This window comes from Ruegeria sp. AD11(2025) (assembly GCF_056542405.1).
The window spans coordinates 22,445-38,120 of record NZ_JBQFZU010000012.1 but is presented as its reverse complement, the minus strand read 5'-3'; the positions used below and the strand labels follow the sequence as shown (position 1 = coordinate 38,120).

Here is a 15,676-nt window from a genome sequence, read left to right as displayed (position 1 = left end):
AACCATTGACCACAGCCCATTTCCGACGCATATCCCCAACCCATGACAGACCTCGCTCATATCCGCAATTTCTCCATCGTCGCGCATATCGACCATGGCAAATCCACCCTTGCTGACCGGCTCATCCAAGAGACCGGAACGGTCAAGGATCGCGACATGAAGGAACAGCTGCTCGACAGCATGGATATCGAGCGGGAACGCGGCATCACCATCAAGGCCAACACGGTCCGCATCGACTATACCGCCGACAACGGCGAGCAATACGTGCTGAACCTGATCGACACCCCCGGTCACGTGGACTTTGCCTATGAGGTCTCGCGATCCATGCGTGCGGTCGAGGGCTCGCTGCTGGTTGTGGACTCGACCCAAGGGGTCGAGGCGCAAACGCTAGCCAACGTGTATCAGGCCATCGACGCCGATCATGAGATCGTGCCTGTGCTGAACAAGATCGACCTGCCCGCGTCCGACTGTGACCGCGTGGCCGAACAGATCGAGGATGTGATCGGCATCGACGCGACCGACGCCATTCAAGTCAGCGCCAAGACGGGGCAGGGCATCCATGAGACGCTGGAAGCCATCGTAAAAATACTGCCCGCACCAAAGGGCACTCTGGACGCGCCGCTCAAGGCGATGCTGGTGGATTCGTGGTACGACGCCTACCTGGGCGTCATCGTTCTGGTCCGCATCATGGACGGCACGCTGAAAAAGGGGATGCGGGTCAAGTTCATGTCGAACAACACCCTGCACCATGTTGACCGGGTCGGCGTGTTCCGGCCCGAAATGCAGATGATCGACTCCTTGGGCCCCGGCGAGATCGGCTTTCTCACCGCGTCCATCAAACAGGTCCGCGACACCCGCGTCGGTGACACCATCACTAATGACCGCAACGGCGCCGAGGTCGCCCTGCCGGGCTTCAAGCCCGCGCAACCGGTGGTCTTCTGTGGCCTCTTCCCCGTGGACTCGGCTGAATTCGAAGACCTGCGCGACGCGATCGATAAACTGGCGCTGAACGACGCCAGCTTCAGCTTTGAAATGGAAACATCGGCCGCGCTGGGCTTTGGCTTCCGCTGCGGCTTCCTGGGCCTGCTGCACCTAGAGGTCATCCGCGACCGCATCGAACGCGAATATGATATCGAGCTCATCACAACCGCGCCGTCGGTGATCTATCACGTCTACATGAAAGACGGCGAGATGATCGAGCTGCACAACCCCGCCGACATGCCCGACCCCTCGAAGGTCGACCATATCGAGGAGCCGCGCATCAAGGCGACCATTCTTGTTCCGGATGAATACCTCGGCGACGTGCTGAAACTGTGCCAGGACCGCCGCGGTATCCAGCTGGACCTGACCTATGCGGGCAGCCGCGCCATGGTCGTCTATGACCTGCCGCTGAACGAGGTTGTCTTTGACTTCTACGACCGCCTGAAATCGGTGACCAAGGGCTATGCCTCGTTCGACTATCAGATGACCGGCTACACGCAGGATAATTTGGTCAAGATGTCGGTGCTGGTGAATGACGAACCGGTCGATGCGCTGTCGACCATGGTTCACCGCGACCGGGCCGAAATGCGGGGCCGGGCGATGTGCGAAAAGCTCAAGGACCTGATCCCGCGCCACATGTTCAAAATCCCGATCCAGGCCGCCATCGGAGGCAAGGTCATCGCCCGCGAGACCCTCTCGGCCCTGCGCAAGGACGTGACCGCGAAATGCTACGGTGGCGACGCCACGCGGAAACGCAAACTGCTGGACAAGCAGAAGGCGGGTAAGAAAAAGATGCGCCAGTTCGGGAAGGTCGATATCCCGCAAGAAGCATTTATTTCCGCACTCAAAATGGACAGCTAAGGCTGTCAACTTTTGTTTGCAGCCTGAGCAAGGTCGATTGCCGAAATCGAATTGGAATTATATCTCTAGTACCTTAATCCCGGCTGAGCTGAGTATCTCTTTGGCGGCTCGCATGGTTTCCTTGTGGCGGGGTTCGTCGTCTGGAATTGCCGGGCAAAGAATAGTTCTGATTCCCGATTGGACTATCGCTCTAGCGCAGTCCGCGCAGGGAAAGAGACTTACCGCGAGGGAACAATTTGACAAATCGATGCCTTGTTTGAGCGCCATGAATATTACGTGTCGCTCCGCATGTTCAATCCAGTAGTACTTTTGGTTCTGCTCTCGCGAAGTTTTTCTTTCTAGCTCGCTGTCCTTAGGAGTAACAAGAACGTTTGCGCTGTGGAGTAAGGCTTGCCCATTCAAGTCGAGGATGATTGCACCGACTTTTCTGTCTGCATCATCGCTCTGTTGAGCAACTTCTTGCAGTTGTTTCAGAAGGTTGAAACTATCGCCAAAGGTATTCTCGATTCTCATTGGATTTGAGTTTTGCATTAGGAGGCGAGTTTCATGTTGATTGACCGTCAGATCGAGCAGTTGGGTCTAGTAGAGCCTTGTATCAGGAAAAACTTTAAAAATTCCACTTATGATTTGACCATAGGGGAAATTTTTCCCATGGGAACGGAAAGCAAAGAAAGTGGACGAGGTCTTAACGAGTATTGGCTTGAACCAAGTTCAATGGTTGCTGTCCGAACAACGGAAAAAGTTGTTTTACCTAGTCACGTTACAGGACTTGCAACACTGGTGACTTCGTTGACTCATGATGGACTGCTATGTCTCAACGTTGGTGTGATTGATCCTGGTTACGATGGTCATATCAGTGCGTTTCTCGTGAATTTCTCGAGCCGACCTCGAAAGATCGAATTAAACAAAAGATTGTTGCGTGTACTGTTTTTTTCTCACAACACGGTTCGAAATCTCGAACCTTGGGAAAACCAAAAAACGGCGTACCAGTCATTTCTAAAGAACAAAGCAAGTAACGAGTTCTCAAGTACATTTTTGGATGCAGCAGGCATCACAGAGCTCGCACGAAAGAGCGCCGGGAAAGTTGTTGCTGATGCTTTCTTTAGTAAAGGAATAAATGTCTTTAGCGTAGTGATAGCAGTGCTTTCGCTCGCCGTAGCCGTGATAGCTCTTTTGACTGCAAGTTAAGACACTGTGGATTGAAAGATCTTAAGCAGACGGGAAAAGTATCAATAGCTGTCCCCAGCCCGGCGGCACCGCCGGTCCGCGCCGACCCGCCCCCATGGGGCGGCGCGTTTGCGCCTCCCCTCGGGCCGGCGCAGCCCTCAGTTCTGTTGATCGAACGGTTTTGAAAGCCCGCCCTACGGGTGAATTGGTGGGTCGAAAACCCACCCTACGTAGGGTGGGTTCTTAACCCATCACCCACACTGTGACCCACCTCACAGCCCCAACCCCTCCCTCCTGCTACACTTGACCCAACGGAACCCTCGGCAGGAGGCGCAGATGTCTACATCCATGATCCCCATCATCGCCCTCGGGTCGGCGGGTCTCTATTCTGTGGCCATGATCGCGATGAAGTTCTGGTGGAAACTCCCCGGCGTGGGCCTCGGCCTGTTGATCGTTGCTACCCTGCTGGCCGGAGCAACGCTGGAGCTTGCAGCGCTGCGCGAGGAACGGCTGGGCATCATCTATACCGGCATTCTGGGGGCCGAGGTCATCCTGATCGCCATTGCCTCGTATTTTTTGTTCGGAGAGAATTTCTCGTACCGTGAGGTCGCGGGAATTGGCCTTGTTTTGGTGGGAACGGCACTGGCATGGGCCTGATCGCGCTGCGCTTTCTGACACAGATCAAGGAGGATTTGCGACCTCAATTCTATGGTCCGCGGAAACAGGCTGATAAAAACGAGGCCCCTATGTCGCCGCTGACACTGATCCTTCACATCTTCCTTGGTTCCACCCTTGCCGGGTCCGCTGTAATCGCGGTTTTGGTCATGGGCCACGCATCGTGGACGACCCTGCTGATCGCTGCGGTTGTTGGGTTTTTCGCGGCGTTTCCGGTCTCGTTTCTGGTGGCCCGCAAGCTCGAAAGCTGAACGCCCGGTTTAGACGCAAAGATCGGAATGTGTTATCCTCCGCGCGGGGGACCGCGTTCAGGCGGTTTTTTCTTTACATGCTTGCAACGCCTGACCCTCAGAAATGAGAGGTTATTATGCACAAGTTCCTAATTGCGACCGCAACCACAGCCCTGACGCTCGGCCTGTCCGCAGGCCTGTCCGTGGCAGAAACCTATGACGCCACCAGCAAAGGCATGGGGACGAATGCGAACCAGGTCTATGGCATCTCGGACGGCCACGCGGTGGTGAATACGCAGACCGATTACGAAAGTTTCGAGGTCGCCGCCGGGCACCCTCTGGAAGGGGCGAGTGGATCGTGCTTCGGCGCGGTGCTGATCAATGGGGCCGGGGTCTCGGGCACCGGGAATTGCGTGTTCGACACTGCCGCAGGGGAAAAGGCGGTGATGACCTGGACGGCCACGGGGATCGGTGAGGACGGCGCCTTGACCGGTGAATGGACGGTTTCGGGCGGCTCGGGCAATTGGGCCAGCGCAACCGGAGGTGGAAGCTTTTCATCTCTGACCGACCCCGATACCAGGAAATTCGTGAATACGATCAATGGTAGTATTACGGTCGAATAAAGTAACATTTACAATGAATTAAGGCGGGGGCTGCGTCCCCGTCCCCTGGAGTCGTCTGAGGGATCAATTAACCACAGATGAAGTTTCCCTCAGGTAAGTTGTATCCGGCTCTCTCGCTTCCAATCTGTTCAGCAGGCCAAAGACGGCCACTGTTTTGGAGGAGAGAGCCAATGACCAGATACATGACTGCCGGAGCAGCCGCTCTGGCCGCGACCCTCACCCTTGGAACGGCCGCTTTGGCCGATGCGCCGGACCTGCGCGGAACATGGCTGGGATCGTATACGACCGTCTCGCCATCTCATACGCATCGCGGCGATGAACCCCGGTTCAATCAGGCCGAGTGGATGCTGGATATCCAGATTCAGGAGGAAAACGTCTTCTGGGGCCCCAGCAAATGGCGGCGCGATGGCGACACCGAGTGGAATGTGAATGAAGCCACCGGCACCATCAGCCTCGATGGGTCAGGCAGCATCGGGATCATCGAAACCTCACCACTGGTCATCGGTGCGAATGCGTTGATCGATGCCCGGTACGAAGACGGAAAGATCTTTGCGGATTTCCGTAGCCTGCGAAACGGAACGACCTACAGCACCGTTCTGGAACGTCAGGTGAACTGAAGCGTCTCCGACCCGAGCGGTCTGTAGGGGGTACTGGCTGCGATGTGGTGCAGCGCATAATAGGTAATCCCGGTCGGGTCGGAGCGCTTCGCAGGAGACGGAACCAAAGCCTCTGACGGAAAGAGGCAGGTCGGACGACCACTGCGCTGCCTGCAACAGGGTTTGGATCGCTACATGCCGGATTGAGGTATAGCCCGACATGGGCGATCCTGAGCTCGTGAACCTTCAGCACGGCGTTGCAGGAGGAGCAGGGCGTGCGTCCGGCTCTGGTTCCGTTTCCATGTCTATTGGACGTGTGAGACTCGGGCTGTATTCGAATCGCGGAACCGAAAATCGGCACAGGACACGCAGTTTTCAAACTTAGGTGTCGTTTTAACCTCTTTGCAGTCGCAGAAACGCAGTCTGAATGGGCGTTTTGGCGTTGCGCAAAGTTTTCCTGCCTCAAACTGGCCGTGTCGCGCGACTTCCAGAGTTATCCCCAAAACGCTCCCAAAGGATATAAACACGTTATCCCCGGCTAAATTTCATGCTGCAGTGCTATTCTCTTGCCGGACCCCGGCCCTGATGCAACGATCACCCTACCACAAAGGTTCCCAGGAGCCTGGGTGGGGCGCAAAGGCCAGGGGGTCGGCGCTGTAAGGGCGAATTTTAGGATTTGACTCGTTGCGCAGAGACTTACCGGTGGATGGACAGTTGATCGGGATTTCGCATCCGGGTCAGGTGACCAGCCTCTCAGAAGGTCGGCGCGGGCTGTGAGGTGCCTGTTGGCGCGGCATGGCGGTCGTGGTTCCTATCAGGGCCAGGGCAACTGGCTCGGGACGTCCCCCGGACGTGTCGACCCGGCAAGGCGTCAGGAGTGTCCGCTAGGATACGTGCATGGACAGCGTCCGCGCACCTGACGCCTTTTCCTTTTGCCGTATTTCGGCTTGAAACAGGCTGCCACTTTACCCTTGTTTGACAGGAAAGCGGGATTTTGTGTGTTCACAAGACCCGCTGTCCTGTCGGAAACGCAATGCAACGCCTATCCACCTGCAAGCCGAACCCTGCGGCAGGTCGGCTGATTTTCAACTGTATGCTGGGTGCCCGCTTTGCGACCTAACGATACCTAGGGCGTCAAAGGTTCTCCTGAACGTCCGTGGCTGCGTTCTGAATCGCGTCACCCGCTTTCTCAATGTCTTTGCCAGCGCCCTTTGTGGTTTCGCAGGCGGTGAGGGTGAACAGGGCAAGCCCAATCAGAAATGCACGGATCATCAGTATCTCCATTCGTGTTAGTCTTGTGTTGCGTAGCAGTTTTCCTTGAATTGAACCAGTGCTTTGAGGCCTGTTTGGTCTTTAAGGGTCGCCGAACCAAGCACGGCGATCAGAACGCGACAGGATTGTGCAATCAGCCTTTGTCTTCGCCGCAGAACATATCGTAGATCAGTTCGATCAAGCGACGCGGGCGGTCATCCGCCAGACGATAGTAGATCGCCTTGCCCTCGCGGCGTGGCGTTACCAGACCTTCAAGGCGCAAACGGGACAGCTGCTGGGACACGGCCGCCTGACGGGCGGACAGCAACCCTTCTAGCTCGGTTACTGATTTTTCACCTGACACCAGATGGCACAGGATCATCAAGCGACCTTCGTGGCTGATGGCTTTTAGGAAATTCGACGCGCGCGTTGCGTTTTCAACCATCTTGTCGAACGACTCGGGAGGCATATCTTGCGAAAGCTGGGGAAGGGCCATCGTTTTTTCCTTGTTTGCTCGAAAACAGAGCGGGCTTTGAGTGCGGGTTCTCAGAGTTGAGAGCCTTGATTACATATTTTGCGCATGTATTTCCATATGCATGAATCAAAATGATGTGATGTGAGGGCGTCTATTTGTGTGGCGCTGTCCGAACTGGTTACGAAAGAGCAGGTTCAACACTCAAATTCCGGCTGCAGGGCATGAAGTCTCCGGTCCCCCTTGCAGCCCCCCTGTGGCGACACTAAGACTTGGGTAACGTTTCTTCGGGTAATGTCCCGATCCATAGCAAAGCAGGCAGGTTCAGAATGTTCGATCCAGTTGATACCTATATGAATACGCTCGTCCCGATGGTGGTCGAACAGACCAGCCGGGGCGAACGCGCCTACGATATCTTCTCGCGCCTTCTGAAAGAGCGGATCATCTTCATCAACGGGCCGATCCATGACGGGATGAGTCATCTGGTCGTTGCCCAGCTGCTGCATCTCGAGGCGGAAAATCCCAGCAAAGAAATCTCGATCTACATCAACTCGCCTGGCGGTGTTGTGACCAGCGGTTTGTCGATTTACGACACAATGCAGTATATCAAGCCGAAATGTTCAACATTGGTCATCGGTCAGGCGGCTTCGATGGGGTCAGTTTTGCTGGCCGGTGGCGAGAAGGGAATGCGGTTCTCGCTGCCCAACAGCCGCATCATGGTGCACCAGCCCAGCGGTGGCTATCAGGGTCAGGCTAGCGACATCATGATTCATGCGGCCGAGACGCAGAAGCTGAAGGATCGCCTGTATGACATATACGTGCGTCATACCGGCCAGACCAAAAAGGCGGTTGAAAAGGCGCTGGATCGTGACAATTTCATGAGCCCGGAAGAGGCGAAAGATTGGGGTCACATCGACGAAATCGTCGAAAACCGCGCCAAAATGGACGGTGACGAGGCCTGAGGTTGAGCCTCTGTGCGCGTTGTGCGGAGGCGCATTTTGAGATTGTAGCCGTCTCGGTGCTGGCCTAAGCTGCACCAATAGGCGGCAAGCGGTCCGAGGGGGACCGCAGGGACGAAGCCCGAAAGGTAGAACATGGCGACGAATTCAGGCGGCGACGGCAAGAACACGCTCTACTGTAGCTTCTGCGGCAAAAGCCAGCATGAGGTGCGCAAGCTGATTGCTGGACCGACCGTTTTTATCTGCGATGAATGCGTCGAACTGTGCATGGACATCATCCGCGAAGAGACGAAGGCCAGTGGGCTGAAATCTTCGGATGGTGTTCCGACACCCAAGGACATTTGCGAAGTTCTGGACGACTATGTGATCGGTCAGGCCACGGCAAAGCGGGTTCTGTCTGTTGCTGTTCACAATCATTACAAGCGGTTGAACCATGCCCAGAAAGCGGGCAGCGATATCGAGTTGGCCAAGTCCAACATCCTGCTGATCGGCCCGACCGGTTGCGGTAAGACCTTGCTGGCGCAGACGCTGGCACGTATTCTGGATGTGCCGTTCACCATGGCGGATGCGACCACGCTGACCGAAGCCGGTTATGTGGGTGAAGATGTCGAAAACATCATCCTGAAACTGCTGCAGGCCAGCGAGTACAACGTCGAACGTGCGCAGCGCGGCATCGTCTATATCGACGAGGTCGACAAGATCACGCGCAAGTCCGAGAACCCCTCGATTACCCGCGATGTGTCGGGTGAGGGCGTGCAACAGGCTCTGTTGAAGCTGATGGAAGGTACTGTGGCCAGTGTGCCGCCGCAAGGCGGCCGCAAGCATCCGCAACAGGAATTCCTACAGGTGGATACAACGAACATCTTGTTTATCTGCGGTGGTGCGTTTGCCGGTCTGGACAAGATCATCGCGCAGCGCGGCAAGGGGTCGGCCATGGGCTTTGGCGCCGATGTGCGCGACAATGATGAGCGCGGCGTGGGCGAAATCTTTAAGGATCTCGAACCGGAAGACCTGCTGAAGTTCGGCCTGATCCCGGAATTCGTCGGACGTCTACCGGTTCTGGCGACGCTGGAAGACCTGGACGAGGATGCTCTGGTCACCATCCTGACCAAGCCCAAAAACGCTCTGGTCAAGCAGTACCAGCGCCTGTTCGAACTGGAAGATGCCGAATTGGCCTTTACCGACGATGCGCTGAAGTCGATTGCGAAGAAAGCCATCGAACGGAAAACTGGTGCGCGTGGTCTGCGTTCGATCCTGGAAGATATCCTTCTGGATACGATGTTCGAACTGCCGGGCATGAAGAACGTGACCGAAGTTGTGGTCAACGAAGAAGCCGTGTCGTCCGACAAGCAGCCTTTGATCATCTACGCGGATGCGGCTGAATCGGCCTCGGCCGGATAAGTTCAAGCCGAATTACCAATCACGGCGCGGCACTGACCGCGCCGTTTTCATGTGAGGCGCACTATGACGATCAAACGCATATCCTCAGGCGGAGAATTTGAGGCCAAAATCGGCTATTGCCGCGCGGTGGTTGCCGGTGGTTGGGTTCATGTCGCCGGAACGGTCGGGCAGGGTGGTGATGTGGTCATTCAATGCCGTTCCGCACTCGAAACGATCGAAAAGGCACTGACCAAGGCCGGGGCAAGTTTTGCCGACGTTGTGCGCGTGACCTACATGCTTCCGGACCGGTCAGAATTCGAACCTTGCTGGCCGATTCTGCGGGAGTATTTCGGTGACAACCCCCCGGTCACAACGATGATTGAATGCGGTTTGATCGACCCGAAATATCGGATCGAAATCGAGGTAACGGCATATTCGCCGGAATAGCAGGTGCGGCCCTAGTGGCACTGGACCTTGGCGAACCTTTGGTCCATATCTGCAGGAACAGAAATGTCGGAGGCAGCCGATGGGTATCCTGAACAGTCTTTTGCGGGCCGTAACCTGGTGGAACGGGGCCACCTTGAACACGCAGATCTATACTGCGCGGAAAGGTGAGAAAGTCGGTGAAGACAACGAAGGCAATATCTTCTACCGCAATGCTGACGACAGCAAGCGCTGGGTGATTTTCAACGGCGAAGCCGAGGCTAGCCGGATCGACCCCGATTGGCACGGATGGTTGCACCGCACTTGGGATGAGCCGCCGACCGATAAGCCGCTGCAGCACAAGTCCTGGGAAAAACCGCATCAGGAGAACCTGACGGGCACAGCTCTGGCTTATACCCCTGCGGGGTCATTACGCCGGCAAGATCCGGTCAAGCGCACGGATTACGAGGCCTGGAGCCCGGAATAGACGAGGCGAGCAATGTCGACCTATAACGTTACCGAAGTTCTTGTCGGTGGGGCCGTTCTGGCCTGCGCCGTAGCCTTTGGCGTTTATGCCAGCCAGTCCACCGGCCTGTCGCAGGGTGCCGCTGGATATCAGCTTGAGGCATCTTTCCGCTCGCTCGAAGGTGTGGGTGTGGGCACAGACGTGCGTCTGGCCGGGGTAAAGATCGGCACTGTAACGGGCGTAACTCTGAACCCGGACACCTATCGCGCGGACACGACATTCTCGATTGCGGACGGCATCCAGGTGCCTGATGACAGCGCCATCGTCATTTCGTCCGAAGGTTTGCTGGGCGGTAATTTCGTTGAAGTGATGCCGGGCGGTTCTCCGTTCTATTTTGAGCCCGGCGATCAGGTCGAAGACACGCAAGGCGCTGTCAGCCTGATCTCGCTGCTGGTCAAATTCGTGGCCGGGGACGGCGGCGAATGAGGCGTTTTGCCCTGATTGCGGTGCTGCTGGCCGCCACGGGCGCAGGGGCACAGCAAAAGGCGCAGTCAGGCCCCGGGGCGATCCTGCGGGGCTTGGATAAGGTCAATGGCCAGACCGTAGATGTGGAAATGCAGAACGGCGAGACCACAACGGTTTTTGGTCTGGACGTGGCGCTTGGGGAATGCCGGTACCCGGCTGAGAACCCGACCGGTGATGCTTTTGCCTATCTGACGATCTGGGAAAAAGGCAAGCCGGATCAATTGTTTGATGGTTGGATGATTGCCACATCGCCGGCGCTGAACGCACTGGATCACGCGCGTTACGACGTCTGGGTAATCCGCTGTATAACCCCTTCGGGTGACTGATCCAGTGGTGCGGTAAAATCTGCGCTCGCGCTGATCGCGTCATCCAGATCCCGCCGGTATTGCGTTCGAGGAATTTCAATCGCACCCAATGACGCCAGATGCGCAGTCAGAAACTGCGTATCGAACAACTGAAACCCGGATTGCCGCAGGCGATCCACCAGATAGGCCAGAGCGATTTTTGACGCGTCCTTCCGGCGCGAGAACATGCTTTCCCCAAAGAATGCAGCTCCCAGTGCAACACCGTAGACGCCGCCAACCAGATGGTCGGCCTCCCACACCTCAAGCGAGTGCGCGTGGCCCAAGTCGTGAATTTGCAGATAAAGGTCCCGCAACTCGGTGTTGATCCAAGTGTCTGCGCGATCCGCGCAGCCATCGACGACCCTGGCAAAGTCCTGATTGATCGTTACTGAATACCCGCATTTGCGGATACGGCGCGCAAGGCTACGCGAAACATGAAAGCCGTCGAGGGGAAAGATACCGCGAAATTTGGGATCAACCCAGAACAGCTCTGCAGCGTCGCGGTTCTCTGCCATCGGAAAAATGCCGATGGAGTATCCGTGCAATAAGAGTTCCGGGGAAAGGCTCATGCAGAATGCCCGAAGGTCGAAGGGTTGGCACCCTTCGACCCCGCTGAGTTAATTGGCCATATTCTCCGCAAGCCAGCGCTCCAGCCAGTGGATGTTGTAGTTGCCGCTGTGGATGTCGGGCTCCTGCAACAGGGCGTGGAACAGCGGTACGGTGGTGTCGATGCCGTCCACGATCAGTTCACCCAAAGCCCGTTCCAGACGCGCCAGCGCCTCGGCCCGGTCACGGCCCTGAACAATCAGTTTGGCAATCAGAGAATCGTAGTAGGGCGGGATCGAATACCCGTCATACAGAGCCGAATCCATCCGCACACCCAGACCTCCCGGCGCGTGATAGGCCGAGATTTTGCCCGGGCAGGGTGAGAAGTTCGGTAGCTTTTCGGCGTTAATCCGAACCTCGATGGCGTGACCATTGATCTCCAGATCGTCCTGACCGAACGACATGTCCTCACCAGCGGCGACAAGGATTTGTTCGCGCACCAGATCGACGCCAAATATCCCCTCGGTTACCGGGTGTTCCACCTGCAGGCGGGTGTTCATCTCGATGAAGTAGAACTCGCCATTTTCATACAGGAACTCGATGGTACCCGCGCCAATATAGTTGATCTTGGCCACGGCGTCGGCGCAGACCTTACCGATCTTGGCGCGCTCTTCCGGGCTGATGGCGGGACCAGGAGCCTCTTCGAATACCTTCTGGTGGCGGCGCTGTAGCGAACAGTCGCGCTCACCCAGGTGGACCGCCTTACCCTTACCGTCGCCAAAGACCTGAATCTCGATATGGCGCGGTGTGGTCAGGTATTTCTCGATATAGACCTCGTCATTGCCAAAGGCGGCTTTGCCTTCGGCGCGGGCGGTCATGAAAGCGCTTTCCATCTCACCCGCGCTCTGCGCGACTTTCATGCCGCGCCCGCCACCGCCAGCGGTGGCTTTGATGATGACGGGATAGCCGAATTCTTCACCGATCTTCTTGGCGGTGGCCAGATCGGGCACGCCGCCATCCGAACCGGGAACGCAAGGCACACCTAGCGCCTTCATGGTTTCCTTGGCGGTGATCTTGTCGCCCATGATACGGATATGTTCCGCGGTTGGGCCGATGAAAGTGATGCCGTGGTCCTCGACGATCTGCACGAATTCTGCGTTCTCGGACAGGAAGCCATAGCCGGGGTGGATCGCTTGCGCGCCGGTGATTTCACAGGCCGAAATGATCGCGGGCACGGACAGATAGCTTTGCGGGCTGGGCGGTGGGCCGATGCACACCGACTCGTCCGCCATGCGCACGTGCATCGCGTCACTGTCGGCGGTGGAGTGGACGGCGACCGTCTTAATCCCCATCTCGCGCGCGGCGCGGATGACGCGCAGGGCGATCTCGCCTCGGTTGGCAATCAGGATCTTGTCGAACATTGGACCGCCTTACTCAACGATGACCAGAGGGGTGCCGAATTCTACAGCGTCGCCGTCACCCACCAGAATGCGCTTGATGGTGCCGGACTTGGGCGCGTGGATGTGGTTCATGGTTTTCATTGCTTCGACGATCAGCAGCGTATCGCCTTCGGATACTGATGCACCAACCGAGATGAACGCGGGCGCACCGGGTTCGGGCTGCATATACACGGTGCCGACCATGGGCGAGGTCACAGCCCCGGGGTGGCTGGCCGGATCTTCCTGCGCTGCGGGTGCCTCAGCGGCGGCAGGTGCCGGTGCGGCAGCCGGTGCGACCGGTGCGGCGGCCGGAACCGCGACTTGAACCGGAGCGGCTACGGCCTGGTTCATGCGGCTAACGCGCACGTTCAGGCTGTCTTCCTCGCCATATTCGCGTTTGACCTGCAACTCGGTCAGGTCGTTCTCGCGCAGCAGTTCGGCCAGTGCCTTGATGAATGCCACATCCGCTTCGTGTTTGGTGTCTGTCATGAGTGTCCTCGACGGTTCCCCTTTGGCCCGTCTGTTCCATGCGGGCTTTGGTCTGATTACGCAGCGTTATAAGCCATGCGCCCGGCCATGAAAAGCGCGTCTGGGCCTGTCAGATGGCGGTTTTAACGAAGATTTCGAGGGGAAAGGAGATTACAGCGGCATTCCCGATAGTTTCGCCACCAGTTCGGGCAGTTTGCGGGCCCCGAATTTTTCCAAAAGGCGGGCGCGGTAGGCCTCGATCGTGCGATAGCTGAGGTCCAGTTCGGCCCCGATTTCCTTGGCGGACAGGCCGCGGCAGGACAAGATCGCGACCTCGCGTTCGCGCGCGGTCAGCTCGACCAAGGGGCGTTCTTCCGAGATGTCTGAAAAGCTCCAGATTCCGTGGCGAAACGGGTCGTCGGGGGTCAGTGAGCGTCCGCGCGCGCGGCACCAGAACAGGTCGCTGTTGCGTCGCCGCATGACGCGTTCGTCCGTGTAATAACCGGTGTCGCGCATCACCTGCAGGCTGCGTGCACCGATGCGTTCCCAGTCCGCCACGGACGGATAAAGGTGCAACAGGGGCATGTTGCGGTAGTCGGCGGCCTCACCACCAAAGGTTCGGGCGAACTGCAGATTGCAGCGCCGGATGATCCGGTTCTCCAACTCGACAAGCCCGATTGGTGCATATTCAAAGGCGGGATCGCTCATGCGGCTATCGTGCCGGGATTTCAGCAGAAATAGAAGGGGGCCCGCGCAGATTCTGCATGGGCATTGTCGGCATCGGGCGATCGCGTTTTGTCAAGATTGTAAATAACCTATGAAAACTACGTCCTAACCTATAGAAATAAATCAAGAGTTCTGAAAATAGGTTGAGGTTAATGTCCTATGGTTTCGCTTTGGAAGGGGTGAGAACATGCGCGATACGCTGACAGGCAGCCGTATTCGGGAAAGGCGTCAGATTGCCGGTCTCCGGCAGGCGGAACTTGCGCGTCAGGTCGGGATTTCAGCGTCATATCTGAACCTTATCGAACATAATCGCCGCCGGATTGGCGGCAAGTTGCTGGTCGATATCGCGGCAACGCTGGCCGTGGAACCGTCGGTTCTGACGCGGGGGGTCGAGGCCACGTTGATAGCGGCGCTGCGCGAGGCCGCGGCCGATGCCGTTGGCCAGCAGGCGGAACTGGACGGGCTCGAGGAGTTCGCCGGGCGGTTTCCCGGATGGGCGGGGGTGTTGGCGCAGATGCACCGCCGGGTCGTGTCGTTGGAGCGCACCGTGGAAACGTTGTCGGACCGTCTGACTCACGACCCGCACCTGGCGGCCTCGATGCACGAGGTTCTGTCGACCGCTGCTGCGATTCGGTCAACCGCTGCGATCCTAGCGGATACGCAGGACATCGAACCCGAATGGCAGGACCGTTTTCACAGCAACCTACACCAGGATGCTGAGCGTTTGGCTGAAAGCTCCAAGTCGCTGGTCGCTTATTTGGATGAAAGCGATTCTGACGGCGATCACCGCGGCGTACCGTTGGAAGATGTTGAAGCGTTTTTCGAGGCGCACGAGCACCATTTCCCCGAGATCGAAAAGGGCGGAGGGGAAGTTGATATTGACTTAAGTGATCTGGACTCGAGCGCGGCAAGAACTTTGACCAGCGACTTTCTCAAAGTTTACGCCGCGGATGCCCGGGCAATACCACTGGACCAACTGCAGGCTGCGCTAGCTGAGGCCCCTCTGGACCCGCTGCAACTCGCGGCGCGGTTTTCAGTTAACGTTGCAACGGTGCTTAGGCGGTTGGCGACTCTGCCGGGCGGGTATCTTGGGCGGCCGACTGGGCTCGTGGTGTGCGATGCCTCCGGCAGTATTCTGTTCAGCAAATCCGTGACTGGTTTTGCCATGCCGCGCTTTGGTGAGGCCTGCCCCCTGTGGCCGCTGTTTCAGGCGTTGAACCGGCCGTTGGTCCCCATCCGCAAACGCATCGTACAGCTTGGGCGGACTGCGGCGGTGTTCGATTGCTACGCCTATGCGTGGCCGCAGCACATATCCGGCTTTGATGACGGGCCGGTCTATCGTTCGATAATGTTGGTGCGGTCGGTCGAGGATGTTGCGCAGGATGATCAAGTGGTTGCCCGGGTTGGTCCCAGCTGCAGGGTTTGCCCCAGCAGCGATTGCGCATCCCGTCGTGAACCGTCGATTCTGAGCGAAGGTTTTTGACAGATTCCTGACAGAACGCGTAAGCTGGCAGAGACGGGTCGATCAGTTTATGACCCGTCAC

The 15,676-nt window shown here is 57.4% G+C and carries 20 protein-coding genes; 13 read left to right on the top strand and 7 right to left on the bottom strand.

What is annotated here, in order from left to right:
* Positions 1 to 42: 42 nt before the first annotated feature.
* On the top strand, positions 43 to 1,842 hold the full coding sequence (lepA, locus tag ACR1XY_RS13045; RefSeq protein WP_480593842.1) for a translation elongation factor 4: 1,800 nt from the start codon (positions 43 to 45) through the stop codon (positions 1,840 to 1,842).
* 57 nt (positions 1,843 to 1,899) lie between these two features.
* Here lepA and ACR1XY_RS13040 read toward each other — a convergent pair whose 3' ends face one another.
* Positions 1,900 to 2,373 (bottom strand): deaminase, encoded by a 474-nt coding sequence (locus ACR1XY_RS13040; RefSeq protein WP_480593841.1) that lies wholly within the window; start codon positions 2,371 to 2,373, stop codon positions 1,900 to 1,902.
* 15 nt (positions 2,374 to 2,388) lie between these two features.
* Between ACR1XY_RS13040 and ACR1XY_RS13035 the strand changes: the two genes are divergently transcribed.
* The 5 genes from ACR1XY_RS13035 to ACR1XY_RS13015 all read left to right on the top strand — a co-directional run bounded on the left by ACR1XY_RS13035 (position 2,389) and on the right by ACR1XY_RS13015 (position 5,154).
* Positions 2,389 to 3,030 (top strand): dCTP deaminase domain-containing protein, encoded by a 642-nt coding sequence (locus ACR1XY_RS13035; protein WP_480593840.1) that lies wholly within the window; start codon positions 2,389 to 2,391, stop codon positions 3,028 to 3,030.
* A 315-nt stretch (positions 3,031 to 3,345) separates the two neighbouring features.
* On the top strand, positions 3,346 to 3,666 hold the full coding sequence (locus ACR1XY_RS13030) for a hypothetical protein (RefSeq protein WP_480593839.1): 321 nt from the start codon (positions 3,346 to 3,348) through the stop codon (positions 3,664 to 3,666).
* A gap of 89 nt (positions 3,667 to 3,755) precedes the next feature.
* A complete protein-coding gene (locus ACR1XY_RS13025; protein WP_480593838.1) occupies positions 3,756 to 3,935 on the top strand; it encodes a CTP synthetase in 180 nt (59 codons plus the stop codon).
* A gap of 116 nt (positions 3,936 to 4,051) precedes the next feature.
* Complete coding sequence (locus ACR1XY_RS13020; protein WP_480593837.1) at positions 4,052 to 4,537, top strand: hypothetical protein; 486 nt, start codon at positions 4,052 to 4,054, stop codon at positions 4,535 to 4,537.
* A 170-nt stretch (positions 4,538 to 4,707) separates the two neighbouring features.
* Complete coding sequence (locus tag ACR1XY_RS13015) at positions 4,708 to 5,154, top strand: hypothetical protein (protein WP_480593836.1); 447 nt, start codon at positions 4,708 to 4,710, stop codon at positions 5,152 to 5,154.
* A 1,113-nt stretch (positions 5,155 to 6,267) separates the two neighbouring features.
* Here the strand turns inward: ACR1XY_RS13015 and ACR1XY_RS13010 are convergent.
* Entirely contained in the window at positions 6,268 to 6,405 is a 138-nt protein-coding gene (locus ACR1XY_RS13010; RefSeq protein WP_480593835.1) for an entericidin A/B family lipoprotein, read from the bottom strand.
* 133 nt (positions 6,406 to 6,538) lie between these two features.
* Positions 6,539 to 6,880 carry an ArsR/SmtB family transcription factor gene (locus tag ACR1XY_RS13005; RefSeq protein ID WP_480593834.1) on the bottom strand — a complete coding sequence of 114 codons (342 nt, stop codon included), beginning with the start codon at positions 6,878 to 6,880 and terminating at the stop codon, positions 6,539 to 6,541.
* 305 nt (positions 6,881 to 7,185) lie between these two features.
* Between ACR1XY_RS13005 and ACR1XY_RS13000 the strand changes: the two genes are divergently transcribed.
* The 6 genes from ACR1XY_RS13000 to ACR1XY_RS12975 all read left to right on the top strand — a co-directional run bounded on the left by ACR1XY_RS13000 (position 7,186) and on the right by ACR1XY_RS12975 (position 10,935).
* A complete protein-coding gene (locus ACR1XY_RS13000; protein ID WP_058282412.1) occupies positions 7,186 to 7,818 on the top strand; it encodes an ATP-dependent Clp protease proteolytic subunit in 633 nt (210 codons plus the stop codon).
* Positions 7,819 to 7,950: 132 nt separating this feature from the next.
* Entirely contained in the window at positions 7,951 to 9,216 is a 1,266-nt protein-coding gene (clpX, locus tag ACR1XY_RS12995; protein WP_058282413.1) for an ATP-dependent Clp protease ATP-binding subunit ClpX, read from the top strand.
* 63 nt (positions 9,217 to 9,279) lie between these two features.
* Positions 9,280 to 9,642, top strand: coding sequence for a RidA family protein (locus ACR1XY_RS12990; RefSeq protein ID WP_480593833.1), 363 nt, complete (start codon positions 9,280 to 9,282; stop codon positions 9,640 to 9,642).
* Positions 9,643 to 9,721: 79 nt separating this feature from the next.
* Entirely contained in the window at positions 9,722 to 10,105 is a 384-nt protein-coding gene (locus ACR1XY_RS12985) for an NADH:ubiquinone oxidoreductase subunit NDUFA12 (protein ID WP_480593832.1), read from the top strand.
* Between the two features lie 12 nt (positions 10,106 to 10,117).
* Positions 10,118 to 10,570 carry an outer membrane lipid asymmetry maintenance protein MlaD gene (mlaD, locus tag ACR1XY_RS12980; protein ID WP_480593831.1) on the top strand — a complete coding sequence of 151 codons (453 nt, stop codon included), beginning with the start codon at positions 10,118 to 10,120 and terminating at the stop codon, positions 10,568 to 10,570.
* Complete coding sequence (locus ACR1XY_RS12975) at positions 10,567 to 10,935, top strand: DUF2155 domain-containing protein (RefSeq protein WP_480593830.1); 369 nt, start codon at positions 10,567 to 10,569, stop codon at positions 10,933 to 10,935. Before mlaD ends, ACR1XY_RS12975 begins: the two co-directional genes overlap by 4 nt.
* Here ACR1XY_RS12975 and aat read toward each other — a convergent pair.
* The 4 genes from aat to ACR1XY_RS12955 form a co-directional block, all read right to left on the bottom strand.
* Entirely contained in the window at positions 10,890 to 11,522 is a 633-nt protein-coding gene (gene aat, locus ACR1XY_RS12970) for a leucyl/phenylalanyl-tRNA--protein transferase (protein ID WP_480593829.1), read from the bottom strand. The two genes, ACR1XY_RS12975 and aat, sit on opposite strands and share 46 nt — an antisense overlap.
* Before the next feature lie 48 nt (positions 11,523 to 11,570).
* Positions 11,571 to 12,920: an acetyl-CoA carboxylase biotin carboxylase subunit gene (accC, locus tag ACR1XY_RS12965; RefSeq protein WP_480593828.1), complete on the bottom strand. Its 1,350-nt coding sequence runs from the start codon at positions 12,918 to 12,920 to the stop codon at positions 11,571 to 11,573.
* A gap of 9 nt (positions 12,921 to 12,929) precedes the next feature.
* Positions 12,930 to 13,427, bottom strand: a complete 498-nt coding sequence (gene accB / locus ACR1XY_RS12960; RefSeq protein ID WP_480593827.1) for an acetyl-CoA carboxylase biotin carboxyl carrier protein — start codon at positions 13,425 to 13,427, stop codon at positions 12,930 to 12,932.
* 150 nt (positions 13,428 to 13,577) lie between these two features.
* Entirely contained in the window at positions 13,578 to 14,114 is a 537-nt protein-coding gene (locus ACR1XY_RS12955) for a LuxR C-terminal-related transcriptional regulator (RefSeq protein ID WP_170326802.1), read from the bottom strand.
* Positions 14,115 to 14,319: 205 nt separating this feature from the next.
* Here ACR1XY_RS12955 and ACR1XY_RS12950 point away from each other — a divergent pair, with 205 nt between their 5' ends.
* Positions 14,320 to 15,615 (top strand): short-chain fatty acyl-CoA regulator family protein, encoded by a 1,296-nt coding sequence (locus tag ACR1XY_RS12950; protein WP_480593826.1) that lies wholly within the window; start codon positions 14,320 to 14,322, stop codon positions 15,613 to 15,615.
* Positions 15,616 to 15,676: the final 61 nt, after the last annotated feature.

What these genes read in the sequence shown, in the direction of transcription:
- accB (WP_480593827.1), bottom strand. Translation starts at nt 13,427, where the DNA reads ATGACAGACACCAAACACGAAGCGGATGTGGCATTCATCAAGGCACTG.
- ACR1XY_RS13040 (WP_480593841.1), bottom strand. Translation starts at nt 2,373, where the DNA reads ATGCAAAACTCAAATCCAATGAGAATCGAGAATACCTTTGGCGATAGT.
- clpX (WP_058282413.1), top strand. Translation starts at nt 7,951, where the DNA reads ATGGCGACGAATTCAGGCGGCGACGGCAAGAACACGCTCTACTGTAGC.
- ACR1XY_RS12975 (WP_480593830.1), top strand. Translation starts at nt 10,567, where the DNA reads ATGAGGCGTTTTGCCCTGATTGCGGTGCTGCTGGCCGCCACGGGCGCA.
- ACR1XY_RS12955 (WP_170326802.1), bottom strand. Translation starts at nt 14,114, where the DNA reads ATGAGCGATCCCGCCTTTGAATATGCACCAATCGGGCTTGTCGAGTTG.
- ACR1XY_RS13015 (WP_480593836.1), top strand. Translation starts at nt 4,708, where the DNA reads ATGACCAGATACATGACTGCCGGAGCAGCCGCTCTGGCCGCGACCCTC.
- ACR1XY_RS13000 (WP_058282412.1), top strand. Translation starts at nt 7,186, where the DNA reads ATGTTCGATCCAGTTGATACCTATATGAATACGCTCGTCCCGATGGTG.
- lepA (WP_480593842.1), top strand. Translation starts at nt 43, where the DNA reads ATGACAGACCTCGCTCATATCCGCAATTTCTCCATCGTCGCGCATATC.
- ACR1XY_RS13005 (WP_480593834.1), bottom strand. Translation starts at nt 6,880, where the DNA reads ATGGCCCTTCCCCAGCTTTCGCAAGATATGCCTCCCGAGTCGTTCGAC.
- accC (WP_480593828.1), bottom strand. Translation starts at nt 12,920, where the DNA reads ATGTTCGACAAGATCCTGATTGCCAACCGAGGCGAGATCGCCCTGCGC.
- ACR1XY_RS12985 (WP_480593832.1), top strand. Translation starts at nt 9,722, where the DNA reads ATGGGTATCCTGAACAGTCTTTTGCGGGCCGTAACCTGGTGGAACGGG.
- aat (WP_480593829.1), bottom strand. Translation starts at nt 11,522, where the DNA reads ATGAGCCTTTCCCCGGAACTCTTATTGCACGGATACTCCATCGGCATT.
- mlaD (WP_480593831.1), top strand. Translation starts at nt 10,118, where the DNA reads ATGTCGACCTATAACGTTACCGAAGTTCTTGTCGGTGGGGCCGTTCTG.
- ACR1XY_RS12990 (WP_480593833.1), top strand. Translation starts at nt 9,280, where the DNA reads ATGACGATCAAACGCATATCCTCAGGCGGAGAATTTGAGGCCAAAATC.
- ACR1XY_RS13010 (WP_480593835.1), bottom strand. Translation starts at nt 6,405, where the DNA reads ATGATCCGTGCATTTCTGATTGGGCTTGCCCTGTTCACCCTCACCGCC.
- ACR1XY_RS13035 (WP_480593840.1), top strand. Translation starts at nt 2,389, where the DNA reads ATGTTGATTGACCGTCAGATCGAGCAGTTGGGTCTAGTAGAGCCTTGT.
- ACR1XY_RS12950 (WP_480593826.1), top strand. Translation starts at nt 14,320, where the DNA reads ATGCGCGATACGCTGACAGGCAGCCGTATTCGGGAAAGGCGTCAGATT.
- ACR1XY_RS13030 (WP_480593839.1), top strand. Translation starts at nt 3,346, where the DNA reads ATGTCTACATCCATGATCCCCATCATCGCCCTCGGGTCGGCGGGTCTC.
- ACR1XY_RS13025 (WP_480593838.1), top strand. Translation starts at nt 3,756, where the DNA reads ATGTCGCCGCTGACACTGATCCTTCACATCTTCCTTGGTTCCACCCTT.
- ACR1XY_RS13020 (WP_480593837.1), top strand. Translation starts at nt 4,052, where the DNA reads ATGCACAAGTTCCTAATTGCGACCGCAACCACAGCCCTGACGCTCGGC.